12 protein-coding genes and 1 pseudogene are annotated in these 15743 nt (G+C 45.6%); 5 read left to right on the forward strand and 8 right to left on the reverse strand.

The window, feature by feature from the left end; all coding sequences use genetic code 11:
- The gene (locus AAE250_RS14540; protein WP_294601658.1) at positions 1 to 3195 is read right to left on the reverse strand and encodes a SusC/RagA family TonB-linked outer membrane protein; all 3195 of its coding nucleotides are present in this window, start codon (positions 3193 to 3195) and stop codon (positions 1 to 3) included.
- Positions 3196 to 3489: 294 nt separating this feature from the next.
- On the opposite strand from AAE250_RS14540, the gene AAE250_RS14545 reads away from it, so the two are divergent.
- The gene (locus AAE250_RS14545; RefSeq protein ID WP_294601660.1) at positions 3490 to 4449 is read left to right on the forward strand and encodes a FimB/Mfa2 family fimbrial subunit; all 960 of its coding nucleotides are present in this window, start codon (positions 3490 to 3492) and stop codon (positions 4447 to 4449) included.
- A 73-nt stretch (positions 4450 to 4522) separates the two neighbouring features.
- On the opposite strand, the gene AAE250_RS14550 is transcribed toward AAE250_RS14545, so the two are convergent.
- The 3 genes and pseudogenes from AAE250_RS14550 to AAE250_RS14560 all read right to left on the reverse strand — a co-directional run bounded on the left by AAE250_RS14550 (position 4523) and on the right by AAE250_RS14560 (position 7418).
- Positions 4523 to 5653 carry a PAS domain-containing sensor histidine kinase gene (locus AAE250_RS14550; RefSeq protein WP_294601662.1) on the reverse strand — a complete coding sequence of 377 codons (1131 nt, stop codon included), beginning with the start codon at positions 5651 to 5653 and terminating at the stop codon, positions 4523 to 4525.
- 498 nt (positions 5654 to 6151) lie between these two features.
- Positions 6152 to 6469 (reverse strand): annotated as a pseudogene (locus AAE250_RS14555) (putative quinol monooxygenase); the annotation flags it as partial.
- A gap of 118 nt (positions 6470 to 6587) precedes the next feature.
- The gene (locus tag AAE250_RS14560) at positions 6588 to 7418 is read right to left on the reverse strand and encodes an SDR family oxidoreductase (RefSeq protein ID WP_294601666.1); all 831 of its coding nucleotides are present in this window, start codon (positions 7416 to 7418) and stop codon (positions 6588 to 6590) included.
- A 255-nt stretch (positions 7419 to 7673) separates the two neighbouring features.
- Between AAE250_RS14560 and AAE250_RS14565 the strand changes: the two genes are divergently transcribed.
- A complete protein-coding gene (locus AAE250_RS14565) occupies positions 7674 to 9452 on the forward strand; it encodes an AAA family ATPase (protein ID WP_294601668.1) in 1779 nt (592 codons plus the stop codon).
- A gap of 2 nt (positions 9453 to 9454) precedes the next feature.
- Here the strand turns inward: AAE250_RS14565 and AAE250_RS14570 are convergent, their stop codons facing one another.
- From AAE250_RS14570 to AAE250_RS14580, 3 genes are all read right to left on the reverse strand, one after another.
- Positions 9455 to 10420, reverse strand: coding sequence for an alpha/beta hydrolase (locus AAE250_RS14570; protein WP_294601696.1), 966 nt, complete (start codon positions 10418 to 10420; stop codon positions 9455 to 9457).
- A 113-nt stretch (positions 10421 to 10533) separates the two neighbouring features.
- Positions 10534 to 11370 carry an aldo/keto reductase gene (locus AAE250_RS14575; RefSeq protein ID WP_294601670.1) on the reverse strand — a complete coding sequence of 279 codons (837 nt, stop codon included), beginning with the start codon at positions 11368 to 11370 and terminating at the stop codon, positions 10534 to 10536.
- A gap of 49 nt (positions 11371 to 11419) precedes the next feature.
- The gene (locus tag AAE250_RS14580) at positions 11420 to 11965 is read right to left on the reverse strand and encodes a flavodoxin family protein (protein ID WP_294601672.1); all 546 of its coding nucleotides are present in this window, start codon (positions 11963 to 11965) and stop codon (positions 11420 to 11422) included.
- Between the two features lie 262 nt (positions 11966 to 12227).
- On the opposite strand from AAE250_RS14580, the gene AAE250_RS14585 reads away from it, so the two are divergent.
- From AAE250_RS14585 to AAE250_RS14595, 3 genes are all read left to right on the forward strand, one after another.
- Entirely contained in the window at positions 12228 to 13346 is a 1119-nt protein-coding gene (locus tag AAE250_RS14585) for a carboxymuconolactone decarboxylase family protein (protein WP_294601674.1), read from the forward strand.
- Positions 13347 to 13722: 376 nt separating this feature from the next.
- On the forward strand, positions 13723 to 14622 hold the full coding sequence (locus AAE250_RS14590) for a helix-turn-helix domain-containing protein (RefSeq protein WP_294601676.1): 900 nt from the start codon (positions 13723 to 13725) through the stop codon (positions 14620 to 14622).
- Position 14623: 1 nt separating this feature from the next.
- Positions 14624 to 15520, forward strand: a complete 897-nt coding sequence (locus AAE250_RS14595; RefSeq protein WP_294601678.1) for a helix-turn-helix domain-containing protein — start codon at positions 14624 to 14626, stop codon at positions 15518 to 15520.
- Between the two features lie 8 nt (positions 15521 to 15528).
- On the opposite strand, the gene AAE250_RS14600 is transcribed toward AAE250_RS14595, so the two are convergent.
- Positions 15529 to 15732 (reverse strand): DUF6125 family protein, encoded by a 204-nt coding sequence (locus AAE250_RS14600; protein ID WP_294601698.1) that lies wholly within the window; start codon positions 15730 to 15732, stop codon positions 15529 to 15531.
- Positions 15733 to 15743 lie beyond the last annotated feature (11 nt).

Genomic DNA, 15743 nt, shown 5'->3' on the forward strand with positions numbered 1-15743 from the left:
TTAGAATTTAAGATTTACACCAAAAAGAATCGTACGCGGACGAGGATAATAGCCTACGTCTACGCCGGAAGCCCAACCCATACCGTTATCTCCTTCGGGACCGTAACCGACTTCGGGGTCCATACCGTCGTACTTGGTGAATGTAAAGGCATTTTGTACTTGCGCGTACAGACGTGCCTGGCTGATGGCTTTGCACTTAATCAGTTTGGCAAAATCATAACCGATCGTAATATTGCTGATACGCAGGTAATCGCCATCGTGAACATAAAGGTCGCTGAACTGCCAGTTGATGTTCTGCTCCGTTACGCGAGGCATGTGGTTGGAAGTACCTTCGCCCGTCCAGCGCCCCAGGATAGCTGTAGTATAATTGGCATATTTATTGGTATGTCCGCGATAGGACTGAACAATCTGTTGTCCGGCTGCACCATTGGCAACCAGAGAGAAGTCGAAGCCTTTATAGTCAAAAGCCAGATTGAAACCGAAAGTAAAGTCGGGCATACCGTTGCCCAGGTCAACCTTATCTTTCTCGTCAATCACGCCGTCGCGATGGGCATCCACATACTTCACATCACCCGGCTGGACATTGCTTTGAAGTACCCCGTTACCGGCTGCAATCCAGTCGTCTATTTCCTTCTGGTTCTGGAATATACCGGCTGTCTTGTATCCCCAGAAGTAACCTATCGGTTTGCCATTCTCTGCCCGATAGAACTCCGGAGTGTTGTCGTACAACTGATTGGTAGAACCGTGGATAATTCCGTCATCCGTAGGAATCTCGCCTACTTTGTTCTTATTGTATGCACCATTGATTCCCACATTATAATGGAAGTCATTGCCTATCTGGTCGTTCCAGGTCAAAGCCAGTTCCACACCGGTATTCTTCACACTACCACCATTGATATAAGGTGCTCCTGCACCTGCGGTAGCCAAAATCGGAGCCTCAACCAGCCAGTCCTTCGTATTCTTCATATAGAAATCGAAGTTAAAGCCCAAACGGCTGTTCAGGAAGCGGGCATCCAGACCGATGTTTGTCTGCTCGGAGGTTTCCCATGTCAGACCAGGGTTGGCCAGACGGCTCGGGTATGCACCCCAGTTGGTTGCCAACTGACTGGCAGCACCGGCATCGTCAAAGCCGCTACCAAACAGGTAGTGAGTATTGGTATTCTTGATCGGAGCTAAATATTGATAGTTCTTGATATTCTGATTACCTACCTGTCCCCAGCTGGCACGAATCTTCAGGAAGTCGAGCCAAGACTGTGTGTCTTCCATAAACTTCTCGTTAGAAATAGTCCAACCGGCAGATACGGAAGGGAAATAACCGAAACGGTTGCCGCTTGCAAACTTGGAAGAACCATCGGCACGCACGGTAGCGTTAATCATATAAGTTTCTCTCCAGTTCCAACCCAGACGAGCGAAGTAAGAAACGCTGCGGGCGTCATCATGAGGCTTGCCTTCTGCACTGAGTCCATCGGCCGAGGAAGCTACTGTTCCATTGTTTACATAAGCATGATCCCAGTCATCGAAGCCTTCTTTCAACGCAGCATTACCTGCACCGATGTAAGTACCTTCGTAGCGGTAAGCTTCCATACCGATCAAAGCATTGAATGCATGCTCTCCGATATTCCAGTCATAAGTGGCGGTGTTAGTCCACGTCATACCCAGAGAATGGTTGGCATTCTGCGATACTTTAGTCTTGGTATCATTATAGCTATAAACACTGAAATGATAGAGCGGAGTGAAGCTGCGATACTCACTTGAACCGTAAACAGCACCGAATACGGTACGTATCTTCAGGTTCTTGATAGGCTGCAACTCGGCATATACATTGCCGCTGAATGTGGCTGTTTTGTTTTCATTATTGGTATTGGTCATCATAGCACCGTAAGGGTTGCCGTCACCGTTGTACCAATCGCTGTTAGACGTATCGTTGTAAGGAGAATCGTATTTGTTGTTATCGCTATAAATAGGCGCGATAGGAGAAGTACCGAATGCACCACGCAATGTGTTGTTGTACTGGTTTCCTACTCCGATACCTGTAGTATTCTTATAGACAAAGCTAACCTGCTCACCTACTTTCAACAGATCCTTGAACAGTTTGTGCTCCGAATTGATACGGAAATTGTAGCGCTGGTAGTTGGAGACATCTGCACCACCCACAACACCTTCCTGATTCATATATCCCAGCGAAAGTGCATAAGTAGAAGTAGCCGAACCACCGGTGATACCGAGCGTATAGCTTTCAGTCTTGGCATTGTCCTTGAACATGGCGTCCACCCAATCCGTATCGTAGATGTTTCCGTTGGCATCACGGATAGACTTCATGCTTGCCCAGTCGTAAGCAGCAGCGCCACTGTTCAGTGCCTGCTCGTCCATGATAGTCATATACTGCTCTGCATTCAGCATATTTGCCTTGCGGGCAACACTCTGAATACCATAATAAGCATCGAAAGAAACAACCGCTTTGCCTTCTTTACCCGATTTCGTCGTAATCAGCACTACACCATTGGCAGCCTGTGCACCGTAGATAGCAGCAGAAGCAGCATCTTTCAATACGTCGATGCTTTCGATATCAGCAGGATTCAAGGTAGAGATATCACCACCCACACCATCAATAAGGTATAAAGGTTGTGAGTTGCCTACGGTACCCAAACCACGAATCGTCACCTTCATATCAGCACCCGGCTGACCGGAAGTAGAAGCGATGTTCACACCCGGTGTCTGTCCCTGCATGGCCTGTAAGGGGTTGTTGGTGTTCAGTTTGGCGATATTGTCACCTTTTACCTGAACCGTAGCGCCGGTCACCAGTTTCTTCTTCTGGACACCATAACCTACTACAACAACTTCGTCCAGCATTTCCGAATCTTCTTTCAAGACTACATTGATGACGGATGAAGCACCTACCTTGATTTCCTGAGTAACGTAGCCGATATAAGAGAATACCAGCGTTTGCCCTGTCTGAGCAGTAACAGAGAACTTACCGTCGATGTCGGTAATACCACCGGTCGCAGTCTCTTTTACCTGGACACTGACACCGATCAACGGCTCATTGTCTGTACCGGATGTTACAACTCCCGTAACGGTTTTGTTTTGAGAAGGATTAGCCTGAAGGCTACTGATTGCAGGTACCAGAAGTAATAGTACCAATGCAACGCGGCATAAATGCAGATTTATGCACTTTTCCAAGAATGTTTTTCTCATCGTACATTGTTTAATGGTTAATATCAAAGATTTATTGCGTTCTTTATTTTGTATGCAAAGAAATCTATTGCAAATGTACGGTAGAGAGCGGAAAGAGTGACGAGATATTGTTACGAAGAAGATATAGATTGGTTAATTCCGACCTCTAAAATGTTACTAAAAAAGGTATAATTTGTTTTTATACCCTCTATGGCATACCCTGAAAAGGGGTAATCAGATGTATTCTACTCACCGCCAAGAACCATTTTATCTTAAAACTGTTCTCCAAAGAAAATAACCTAAAGCTTAAACAAAATGAAGAAATTAGTAGTATTTGCAGCACTTGCCGCCTTCATGGCAAGTTGCGCTGACGACAATCCCCCCAAAGTGGTGGAAGATGATAACCTGATATCTCCGAAACTTCAGATGGACATAGCCACCGCAAGTGGCCAAAGCCCGCTGACCGGTATATTGACCATCACTCCCTGCAAGGCGGGCACTTCGATTTACTTCGGTAATTACGTAAACCGCAAACTCACCCCTCTTTACGGTTACTACCACGTAAAAGACGGAACTTTCTATAACGATGCCATCAACCGGGAACTGTCGCTACCGGCAGGTAACTATAACATGATTTATTGGGGCACTCCCAAATACGAAGAACCGACGTATGCCCATCCCACTGTAATGGAGCCGGTATATGTCATCGGTGGAGACATGTCCAAACAACACTTCAGCATGCTTAAAATGCCGTCCGATACGACCTACTATCCGGTATTCGATCTGGTATATGCCGCACAGCCTGCCAAAATCGGAACCGAGAACCTGCAAGCAGCCCTAAAACGTGTAGTTGCCGGTATAAAGGTAATTATCAAGAATAAGGATAACGGTATTCTCAGTTCCAGCATCGACAGCACGATAGTACGCGTCACCAACATTGCCCAAGAGCTGAACTTCTACACCGGTTCTCCCCAAGGCGGTTCGGTTACGGTTGCCTTCCCTCTGATACGCTCTGTAGACGGCACACAGATGAGCAACGCAACCGTCATGCTCTTCCCCTCCTTCGGCAAACCGGAATTCCAGATGACCATCATTCTGAAGAATGGGACCAAAAAGAGTTTCAAGCAGGCATTGAATGCGCCTATGGAAGCAAACTCCAAGCTGACCCTAACCCTGACTTTGGGAGATATCTTCTCCGAAGAATCCTCCGGTGATTTCACCATTGATAACTGGAACGAAGAGAGCCAGACGATTGATGTTCCGATTTTAGATTAGAACACAGAGATTAATTCAAAGCACTTTATGCCGGTCAATTAGGTATAAGGTGCTTTATTATTCAGTAACCTTATTATGCAATGATAGCAAGATGTGCATCCATCTTCTGATAAGGCAAAGTAAACCAAAAGATGGATCCTTTACCTAACTCCGACTCTACTCCAATCTCACCTTTGAGCTCCTTTATTATATTCTGCGAAATGGCCAGCCCCAAACCGGTTCCCTGTTTAAAGGAATCGAGCTTCACAAAACGATTGAAAATTTTCTTTATATTCTCAGGCGGTATGCCCGTACCCGTATCTGCAACGTAAAAACGCACATAACCATTTTCCGGCATATCGTACCCCACAGTAATACTGCCCTCAGTAGTAAACTTCAGGGCATTGCTGATAAAGTTACTTATAACCTGCGTAATTCTTCTTTGGTCGGTATATAGCAGGCACTCGGACATCGGCATGACAGTACGCAAAACAATATTCTGGTTGGTCAGCCGGAGCCGGGTAGTTTGTTCTATCTCGGACAGCATCTTATTGATATCTATATTGGCATAAACATATTCCAGTGTACCGGCTTCTATTTTAGACAAATCCAATATATCATTAATGAGTTGTAGTAGCAGCTCATTATTTTGCTCTATGATATTAAGATATTCCGTCTTTTCCTCTTCGGTAAGGTCAGTAGCCAATATACTTGAAAAGCCGACTATGGCATTGAGCGGGGTACGAATTTCATGGCTCATATTAGCCAGAAAAGCAGATTTTATCCGGTTAGATTCTTCAGCCTCCTCCTTGGCCAGGCGCAAGTTACGCTCCATAATTTTCAGGTCGGTAATATCCCAAGCAGTATAGACAATCCACTTGCGGCCATCGGAGAAGGTCATAAGGTTATTGTTCTGGAAGGTGAACCGTTCTTCGTTCTTATTCGTGAAGAAACGCCTTATGCCCGATTGAGAAATACCGGTTCTAACCAGCTCCTCGTCCTCTCCCCTTATCAGCTTCGCCGCATTAGGCATCACCTCAAAATCAGTTTTCCCGATAGCTTCCTTACCGGAGCATTCAAAGAGTTCTTCAGCCTTCTTATTCCAAATGGTATAACGCATATCGTTATTTACGTCCTTTACTTTTGCTGCAATAGGAAGATAATCAAAAAGATTCTCCAATAGCTGCAATTGTTCTTCCCGTTCTTTCTCCCTCAATCTCTTCATACGTCTGTACATGGAGAAAAGCAATAAAAAAACACATGAGATGCCCAGAAAAATAAGAATAGAAGTGATATTCGGGGGGATGAAGCCAGGTGATAAATCAAGATAAACAGTCTTTTCAGGGACACTGATAAATAAAAATATCATAAACATCCGAATATATCTAAAAGAGAATGATTGGGTCTTGCAACTTAGCATAACAGATAAATATTTATAAATTAAACAGATAGGCCCCTCTAATTGTTGCAAATTTAATGAAAAAACAATGCGAGCACAGCTTTTTCCCAGGAAAAATGCATTTCAATGCAAAAATCCTTTTTCATAGCTTCTCCTTACCTACTCCCTACCTACTCCCTACCTACTCCTTACCTACTCCTTATTATTAGGTAGGGAGCAGGTAGGTAAATGCACCGTAGTCTTCACAGGTTACATACGACTGCAGTACAGATGACCCTATCTCAGTATACGATTATCCGCTGCCGTAATCTTTTTCATAAACAATTACCAACTTCCTTTTATTAATCCGGGAATAAGCGGATTGCTGTCCACCAGTTCTAACTCCCGCACCATCTTCAACGTCCCTTGCTTGTACTTCTGGAAATGAGGAGTCCGGATATGGCTTTCGTATGCCTCCCGGTTGGCATAGATTTCAAGAATCGTCACTTTGTTCGGATGTGCTTTCTCTGATATAGCGTACAGCATAAACACACCGGATTCCAGGCGCATCGAAGCTTCGATTTCCTCCTTCAGAAAGGCATTGTATGCATCCAGTTGCGCAGGGTCTACCGTTATTTTGGAAAGGCGGACGATGTTATCTTTCGTATCATCCAATAATCTGTTCATATTCTTTTCTGTATTAAGATTCGAGGCGTTCTGTGCCCAAACGGGCAAGAAGCATGAGAGCACGAATGTTAATGTGAGTAACTTCTTTTTCATATTATTTTCCAGGTTTTAGTGGGCCGTAAAAGTAAGAGGCTGTAGCACCACCATCTATCAGGAAGTCGGCACCTGTAATGAATGCACCTTTGTCACTCATTAACAGTTCCGCCACATTGGCTACTTCATCTGCTGTTCCCGGACGGTGAGCAGGGCACTGAGCAAACATATTCTTATAAAAGTCTCCTCTCGGTCCGTTGAATTCATCCAACGCCAGCGGAGTTACGATGATTCCCGGAGAAATGGAATTGAGCCGCGCCCCTCTTTGCCCCCACTTCACTGCTTCTGCCATTATGCGTTTCACATTGCAGCGTTTCGCCATCTGATAGGCGTGCAGTGTGTCTTTCATTTTTCCCGGCTGCAAGGCTTCGAGTTTCAGAAGTTCTTCTGTCGGAGTGAGGGCCAGTAGTTCATCTACCTTCGGAGCTAAAGCCGGCATGCGATGCCCGGACTGACTGGAGATAGTGACTCCTGCACCACCTTCCTTTATTACTTTACCCACTTCTTCCAGCAATACGGCTGTACCGTACAAATCTACTTTCAAAATGGTTTCTACCGACGCTTGACTGGGAGAAACGCCTGCGGCATTTATCAGCATCGAGATTTCACCGTAGCTCTGTGCTTCGGCAATCATGCTTCTAATAGACTCCCTGGACGAAAGGTCCATTTCTATAGGAGTTGCATCAAAGCCTGCCTCATTCATAACTTTTGCGATGGCTTCAGCATTTTTCAGCTGCTTGTCGCCAATCACGATTTTCTTTCCATATCCCATCCGGCGGGCAATGGCCATGCCAATCTGACCGGCACCTGTTAAAATCATTACTTCTTTCATACTACTCTTTTTAAATCTATATGTATTGCTATTTCTTTCTTCAAAAGTACCAAACCTTGTGATTATCGGCTATAGATAAATTACGGTTATTTGTACCCATATTACTGTTTCTGATACAATTGCAAAGAAGCATTGAATATCTCAAATAGTAGGAATGAAGCGCGGAACAAAAAAGAAAGAATCATTGCTTGGAGAAATAACAGAAAGGGCGTACCTTTGTTTGCATTCAAAGTAAACTCCTAAAAAGCATTAGTGATGGAAGAGTACATAGCACCGAAACGGAGAAGAATCCCCTACGGGATGATGAACTTCGAGGACATCCGCCTCGAGAACTGTTATTATGTGGACAAAACCCGGTTTATCTCCCTAATAGAAGAAGCGGACAAGTTCTTTTTCTTTATCCGTCCCCGTCGCTTTGGCAAGAGCCTGACGGTGAGTATGCTGCAACACTATTATGACTTGTACGCCCGCGACAAGTTCGATGCCCTCTTCAGCAGCCTTTACATCGGCCAACATCCCACACCGGAGCGAAACAGCTATCTGGTACTCTATCTCAACTTCTCCGGCATCAGCGGCGAACTGAACGATTATCGCAAGGGACTGGATGCACATTGTGGTACCATGTTCGAGGACTTTTGCAAGAGATATGCCGACCTCCTGCCCCCGGAAACCTGGGAAGAACTACACACCAGGAGCGGAGCCGTAGCCCAGTTTGAGTACCTCTACCAAGCGTGTGCCCGCGCCGAACAAAAGATGTACCTCTTCATCGACGAGTACGACCACTTTACCAACACCATCCTCTCCAGTCCCGAAAGCCTGAACCGCTACACCGGCGAGACGCATGGCGAAGGCTACCTGCGCAACTTCTTCAATAAAGTGAAGGCCGGCACCTACTCCAGCATCAAGCGTTGCTTCATCACCGGAGTAAGTCCCGTGACGATGGACGACCTCACCAGCGGATTCAATATCGGAACCAACTATTCACTCTCACCGGAATTCAACGAGATGGTAGGCTTCACCGAGGAAGAAGTACGTGAAATGCTGACCTATTATTCGACGAACAGCCCCTTCCACCATACCGTGGACGAGTTGATAGAGATGATGAAGCCCTGGTACGACAACTATTGCTTTGCCGAGGAATGCTACGGCGGCACCACAATGTACAACTCCAACATGGTGCTCTATTTCGTGAAGAACTACATCCAAAGCGGTCGGGCACCGAAAGAAATGGTGGAAAGCAATATCCGCATCGACTATGAAAAGTTGCGCATGCTCATCCGCAAGGACAAGGAGTTTGCCCACGACGCCTCCATCATCCAGACCCTCGTGAGTCAAGGCTTCATCACCGGAGAACTGAAAACAGGCTTCCCTGCCGTGAGCATCACCAATCCCGACAACTTCGTCAGTCTGCTCTACTACTTTGGCATGCTCACCATCAGCGGAATGTATAAAGGAAAAACCAAACTCACTATCCCCAATATAGTAGTACAGGAACAACTCTACACTTATCTGCTGAACACTTACAATGATGCCGAACTCAGTTTCAGCAGTTACGAGAAGAACGAACTTGCCAGCGCCTTAGCCTATGATGGCGACTGGCAAACTTACTTCGGCTACATCGCCGACTGCCTGAAACGCTATGCCTCGCAGCGCGACAAGCAGAAGGGTGAGTACTTCGTCCACGGCTTCACTCTTGCTATGACAGCGCAAAACCGCTTCTATCGCCCCGTCTCCGAACAGGACACGCAGGCGGGCTATGTTGATATCTTCCTCTGCCCAATGCTGGAGATTTACTCCGACATGAAGCACAGTTACATCGTGGAACTGAAGTATGCCAAGTACAAAGACCCCGAAAGTCGTGTGGAAGAGCTTCGGCAAGAAGCCATTGCCCAAGCTAACCGCTATGCGGATACGGAGACAGTAAAAAAAGCAATCGGCAGTACCCAACTGCACAAGATTGTAGTAGTGTATAAAGGTATGGATATGCCGATTTGCGAAGAGGTGATAAACGAAACAAAAAAGACAAACCAATAATTCTACTTTAGATATTCCTTATAAAACTGTTCAATCTTGTCAAAAGGAATGATGTCTGTCTTGTCATAAAGGTCGGTATGGACTGCACCGGGGATGATAAGCAAATGCTTGTTGTCACCTTTCAGCTTTTTGAAAGCATCTTCACCCATATAACGCGAATGTGCTTTCTCACCATGGATGATCATTACAGCGCTGCGTATCTCATCACTGTAAGCAAGGATGGGAGCGTTAAGGAATGCCAAAGTTGATGTCATGTTCCAGCCCTGACCTGAGTTGATGGAACGGGGGTGATAACCACGCTTTGTCTTGTAATAATCGTAATAGTCTTTCATAAATTGCGGGGCATCATCGGCAGGCAGGGGGTTCATGACATTGCGCTGATAAGTGCCGTTCTTGACATCAATGGTGCGCTGGGCATTCAGCTGCTGACGCATCTTGTATCGTTCATCGGCTGTCACCTTATCATAATAACCATTGGCGGTGCATCGGCTGATGTCATACATCGTAGATGCTATGGTAGCTTTTATGCGTGTATCATTGGCAGCAGCATTGATGGCAAAGCCGCCCCATCCGCAAATGCCAAGTATACCGATACGTTCTGCATCCACATCATTGCGTGTCGCAAGATAGTCCACAGCGGCACTGAAGTCTTCCGTGTTGAGGTCAGGCGAGGCTATGTTGCGAGGCTGCCCTCCGCTCTCGCCGGTAAACGAGGGGTCGAAAGCGATGGTCAGGAAGCCGCGTTCGGCAAGCGTTTGTGCATAAAGTCCTGACGACTGTTCTTTCACGGCACCGAACGGACCGCTCACTGCAATGGCTGCAAGTTTCCCTCCGGCATCCTTGGGAACATACATATCTGCGGCAAGCGTGATGCCATAACGGTTGCGGAAGGTTACTTTACTATGCGACACTTTGTCGCTTTGCGGGAATGTCTTGTCCCACTCCTGTGTCAATTCCAACTTTTCCATATTCTCTTCTGTTGTTTTACTTACTTGTGCAACGGCTGTAGTGGCTATAGCTGACAGTGCGGTTGCAATAATTGTCTTTATAATATTCATCATGTACTTTGTTTTCAGATGTTTCACAATCCAATCAACCATTTCACCATTTCCGGATCATAATGCGAGAAGAACAGACTTTTTCCCTGATCAAGTCCGGCTATTCCCTGCATATCTTCATCCGTCAAAGCAAAGTCGAATACATTGAAGTTCTCAATCATTCGTTCTTTGCGAGTGGACTTCGGAATAACAATCACGCCTCGTTGGATAAGGAAACGTAATGCAGTCTGCGCTACCGACTTGCCATATTTTTCACCGATTGTTTTCAGAGTAGCATTCGTAAAGAAATCATTTCGTCCCTCGGCAAACGGTCCCCACGACATAATGTGCGTGCCGTAACGTTCCATAATTTTCTGCGGTTCTACCTGTTGGTTGAATACGTGTGTTTCCACTTGGTTCACCATCGGTTTGATCTCACAGCACTCCGCCAAATCCACAAAACGGTCGGGATAGAAATTGCTCACACCAATGGCACGTGCCTTGCCAGCCTTGTAGGCTTCCTCCATGGCATGATAAGTGCCGTAGTAGTCGTTGAAGGGCTGGTGAATCAGCAGTAAATCCACATAGTCGCTTTGCAGTTTGCGCAAGGATTCATCGATGGATGCTTTTGCCCGTTCATAACCGGCATTGGAAATCCATACTTTGGTGGTGATGAAAATATCCTCACGGGCAATGCCACTTTTCTTCACGGCACGGCCTACACCTTCCTCATTATAATAAGCCTGTGCGGTATCAATAGAACGGTAACCCACACTCAAGGCATCTGCTACGCAACGTTCACACTCTTCAGGTGTTACCTGATAAACACCATAACCCAATATCGGCATTTCGATGCCATTACTCAATTTTACTGTATCCATAATTTTATGTTTTTATTTGATTAACGGAAAGACTTGCGGGAGATTTCTATCATATTTGCTTTCCCATCTCGTATGCTTCCTGCAAGGCAGGATTACCTTTTATCTCACCTGCGTGCCACACTCCGGTTGCAAGTACCTTTCCTCGGACTACCGGATTCTCCAGACAATCAATGAAGCCCATCAGATTATCGAAGACGTGCTCCAAAAGGAGACGTCCCTCTTCTCCTTCGGCAGCAGCAGCAAGGAAATAGAATTCTTTGTTTGCCATTTCCGCATAGGGACCACAACAACGGTCGAGCATTGTTTTCAGTTGTGCACTCATCGCATAGAAATAAACAGGTGTTCCGAGGACAATGACATCGGCAGCCAGCATCTTGCTGATAATTTCTGCAGCATCGTCCTTTTGAGGACAGGGTTTCTTGTATTGACTGCATACACTGCATCCCGTACAATAGTTGACAGTTTTGTCCTTTAGAAAAACCTTCTCCACTTCATTTCCGGTTTCAACTGCTCCACGCATAAATTCATCGCAAAGTGTATCGGAGTTTCCTCCACGTCGCGGACTGGATGATAGTATAAGTACTTTCTTGCTCATAATTATATATTATTTAATTGGTTAATCTTCATGTTGCAAAAGTACGTCGTTACAAGAAGATACTTTGTAGATGGATTACGGATAATAGTACCCGAATTACAGATATACTACTTATTTCTTTCTCGATAAACTATTGGCGAGACAGATACCTCCAAACAGTAATAATGGTAGAATAATCCGTAATTCGTACACAAGCCATTCACCGAATCGGGCGTATCTTTGTCGCAGTAACTAAGGTATCTCGGCACTTAAAACAATTTGTATGAGAACAATAAATAAACTGATGGCAGCAGCATTATTAACCGTAGCCGCCTGTCATCCCATTAACGCACAACAGAATATGGAAAATGTATTAAATCAACGGCAACAGCACATCGTTGCCATCACATGCCTGGAGGCAAAAGGTGATTTAGAGAATCTCTCCACAGCCATCCATACAGGCTTGGATGAAGGTCTGACAATCAATGAAATTAAAGAAATGCTCTCGCAACTCTATGCTTATACCGGCTTTCCCCGTAGCCTCAATAGTTTAGGGGTACTTCAGCAAGTACTGGCCGAACGCAAGGCAAAAGGCATCATAGACGAAGAAGGTAAAGACGCCGATGCCCTGCCCGAAGATTTCGATGCCTTGAAAGAAGGTACGGCCGTGCAGACTCGACTCAGCGGCGGCGCTTTCGACTATACCTTCGCCCCTGCCACCGACTATTACCTGAAAGCACATCTCTTCGGCGATATCTTCGCACGCAATAACCTGACGTTCCCTGAACGTGAACTGGTAACAGTCAGTGCCCTATCCGGCATCAAAGATGTGGAGCCTCAACTGAAAGCACACGTGCGTGGAGCAAAGAACATGGGACTGACGGATGCGGAAATACATTCTATTCCCGGCGTACTTCTGCAAAAAGTAGGCGAGACCGAAGCTTATCGCGCAAAGAAAGCTATCGCAGAAGTTTATGGCGAGACATTCGCAGAAGGCGCCCCCATAGAAAACTGCATATTTCCGAAAGGTGAACCAAATGCGGCATACGCCAAATATTTCATCGGAAACAGTTATCTGGCTGAACTGGCAAATGGTGAAGGCAGGCTGCCCGTATCTAATGTCACCTTTGAACCGCGTTGCCGTAATAACTGGCACATCCATCACCGTGGCGGGCAGATTCTTATCTGTATAGGCGGTAGAGGCTGGTATCAGGAATGGGGTAAACAGGCACAAGAACTGCATCCCGGTGATGTAGTGGACATTCCTACCGAAGTGAAACATTGGCACGGTGCCGCAGCCAACAGTTGGTTTCAGCATATTGCCATCGGGGTACCTGCCGAAGGGGCAAGTGCGGAATGGCTGGAGCAGGTAACGGATGAAGAATACAACAAACTGAAATAACGTTTACATCTATAAATGTATAAAGTTTTCGCATGCTATAAAAACATGTTTCTTATACTTGAAGATGTCAATTCAAAAGTGCCATCCCCGTCTGTAGATATCTGTAGAAGGGGTCAGCAGATAGCCGGTAGTAACATACCTATGTCACCAGCCATGACATACGTATCTCACCACCCATGACATACAGTATGTCACTACCCATGACATACGTATCTCATGACCTGTTACATACGTATCTCATGACCGCCTTCTAAAGCGTATAGATATATTACTTACATGAGAATCATTAGCATTGTATACCTTTTATCATTATCTTTGCTACAGTTTGAAAAGCATAATATAGGCTGTAACAAAATCATTTAAACACACAATAAGTATGGATGAAATAGTAAAGATTGACACAATAGACCAGTACAATAAGCTGTACGGACTGGAAACCATGCACCCACTGGTTGGAGTAGTAGACTTGACCAAAGCAACGACCTTTCCCAACCATGTCCGTATGAATATGGGCGTTTATTCGCTTTTCCTGAAGCATACACGGTGTGGTGACCTGAAATATGGGAAGAAGCTATACGATTATCAGGAAGGGACAATTGTCAGTTTCGCCCCCGGGCAAGTAATAGGGATTGAGTTGAAGGAAGACGCCCGTCCCTCTTCAATAGGTATTGTTTTCCATCCCGATCTGATACGGGGCACATCGCTGGGAGAGCACATCAAGCAGTACTCTTTCTTTTCTTATGAAGTGAATGAGGCGCTCCACGTCTCCGAAGAGGAAAGACAAATCATCATCGACTGCCTCGATAAAGTCCGCATAGAACTGAGCCATGCCATAGACAAGCACAGCAAAACATTGATAGCCAAGAACATTGAGCTGTTACTTGATTATTGTATGCGCTTCTACGAACGGCAGTTCAATACCCGCAGTAAGGTAAACAAAGACATTCTTGTGCAGTTCGAGAACCTGCTGGACGATTATTTTCAAGGTGAGAATGCAGAGGACAAAGGTTATCCCACCGTCAAATACTTTGCGGACAAGGTCTTTCTATCTCCCAACTACTTCGGTGACCTCATTAAAAAGGAAACCGGACAGACAGCACAGCAGTATATATTATCCAAGCTTATCAGCCTTGCCAAGGACCGGATTGTAAATACCAACCAGACTGTTTCCGAAATAGCCTATGGACTGGGATTCCAGTATGCACAGCATTTCTCGCGTCTGTTTAAGAAGACGGTGGGTTGTTCGCCCAATGAGTACAAGAAGATGAATGTATGATATGAAAGAGAACCTATTGAACATAGAGACAGTACATGAGTGTAATTGCTGTCTGGGCTACAGAACACTTCATCCTCTTGTCAGTGTCATTGACTTGTCGCAAGCCAATCTGGAACAATGTACCATTAAGTTCGATTTCTACACTGTCATCATGCTCGAAGGGGATGTGGAAGACTTCCTGTATGGCCGCAAGTATTACGATTACTCCAATGCATCGCTCTTGTTCCTAACCCCGGGCGAGTCCATCCAAATAGACCATAGTGAATTGCTCCGTCGGAAAGGTTGGCTGCTTGCATTTCATCCGGACTTGCTCTGCTGCACTTCACTGGGTGGACATATTGATGAGTATACATTCTTCTTCTACAAACCGGATGAAGCTCTGCACTTGTCCTTGCGTGAGAAAAGTAAAATCATAGACTGTCTGCACAATATCGGGGATGAACTGGAACACGCCATAGACTGCCATAGCAAAACACTGATTTCAAGACATATCGAGCTCTTGCTTGATTATTGCACCCGTTTCTACGAACGTCAGTTCATTACACGCTGTGAGGCCAATAAGTCCATCGTCCGCCAGACTAACATACTGCTGGATGAGTACATCCAATCCGGGAAGTTGAAGCAGGGAGTGCTACCTTCGACTGAATACTGCGCCGGCAAACTCCATCTGTCCTCCCACTATTTCAGTGATTTATTATACTTCGAGACGGGACAAAGTATCCATGAGTACTTCCAGTTCAAACGATTGGAAGCCTCCAAAACGATGCTATTGGAACAAGGCAATACAGTCGGTGCAGTAGCAAGAAAGTTGGGCTATCCCAATGTGCAATATTTCAGCCGTATCTTCAAGAAGATAACAGGAATAGCCCCCGGTGATTATCGGCTGGCACAGAACTAAGGCTATGACTATCTTAATGCAAATTTCCAGCAACAGGCACATCCCTGATCGGTAACATTGGAATAACAGCTAATCATCTCGGTTACGATTCTTTCATCTATGACACGTGCAAATCCATCATGTTCAATAAAGCCAACCGAGGCACAAGGATGAAATGGCATACCTTTATCCTTCCTGGCAGACTGTACCCTACATTCATTGATGCGATATATAAGCGAATCTC

The organism is Bacteroides sp. GD17, assembly GCF_038448625.1.
GTDB lineage: Bacteria > Bacteroidota > Bacteroidia > Bacteroidales > Bacteroidaceae > Bacteroides.

Excerpts from the sequence above, each read along its gene's own strand:
- AAE250_RS14585 (WP_294601674.1), top strand. The coding sequence starts at position 12,228 with ATGAGAACAATAAATAAACTGATGGCAGCAGCATTATTAACCGTAGCC.
- AAE250_RS14550 (WP_294601662.1), bottom strand. The coding sequence starts at position 5,653 with ATGAAGAGATTGAGGGAGAAAGAACGGGAAGAACAATTGCAGCTATTG.
- AAE250_RS14545 (WP_294601660.1), top strand. The coding sequence starts at position 3,490 with ATGAAGAAATTAGTAGTATTTGCAGCACTTGCCGCCTTCATGGCAAGT.
- AAE250_RS14595 (WP_294601678.1), top strand. The coding sequence starts at position 14,624 with ATGAAAGAGAACCTATTGAACATAGAGACAGTACATGAGTGTAATTGC.
- AAE250_RS14570 (WP_294601696.1), bottom strand. The coding sequence starts at position 10,420 with ATGGAAAAGTTGGAATTGACACAGGAGTGGGACAAGACATTCCCGCAA.
- AAE250_RS14575 (WP_294601670.1), bottom strand. The coding sequence starts at position 11,370 with ATGGATACAGTAAAATTGAGTAATGGCATCGAAATGCCGATATTGGGT.
- AAE250_RS14580 (WP_294601672.1), bottom strand. The coding sequence starts at position 11,965 with ATGAGCAAGAAAGTACTTATACTATCATCCAGTCCGCGACGTGGAGGA.
- AAE250_RS14560 (WP_294601666.1), bottom strand. The coding sequence starts at position 7,418 with ATGAAAGAAGTAATGATTTTAACAGGTGCCGGTCAGATTGGCATGGCC.
- AAE250_RS14540 (WP_294601658.1), bottom strand. The coding sequence starts at position 3,195 with ATGAGAAAAACATTCTTGGAAAAGTGCATAAATCTGCATTTATGCCGC.
- AAE250_RS14565 (WP_294601668.1), top strand. The coding sequence starts at position 7,674 with ATGGAAGAGTACATAGCACCGAAACGGAGAAGAATCCCCTACGGGATG.
- AAE250_RS14590 (WP_294601676.1), top strand. The coding sequence starts at position 13,723 with ATGGATGAAATAGTAAAGATTGACACAATAGACCAGTACAATAAGCTG.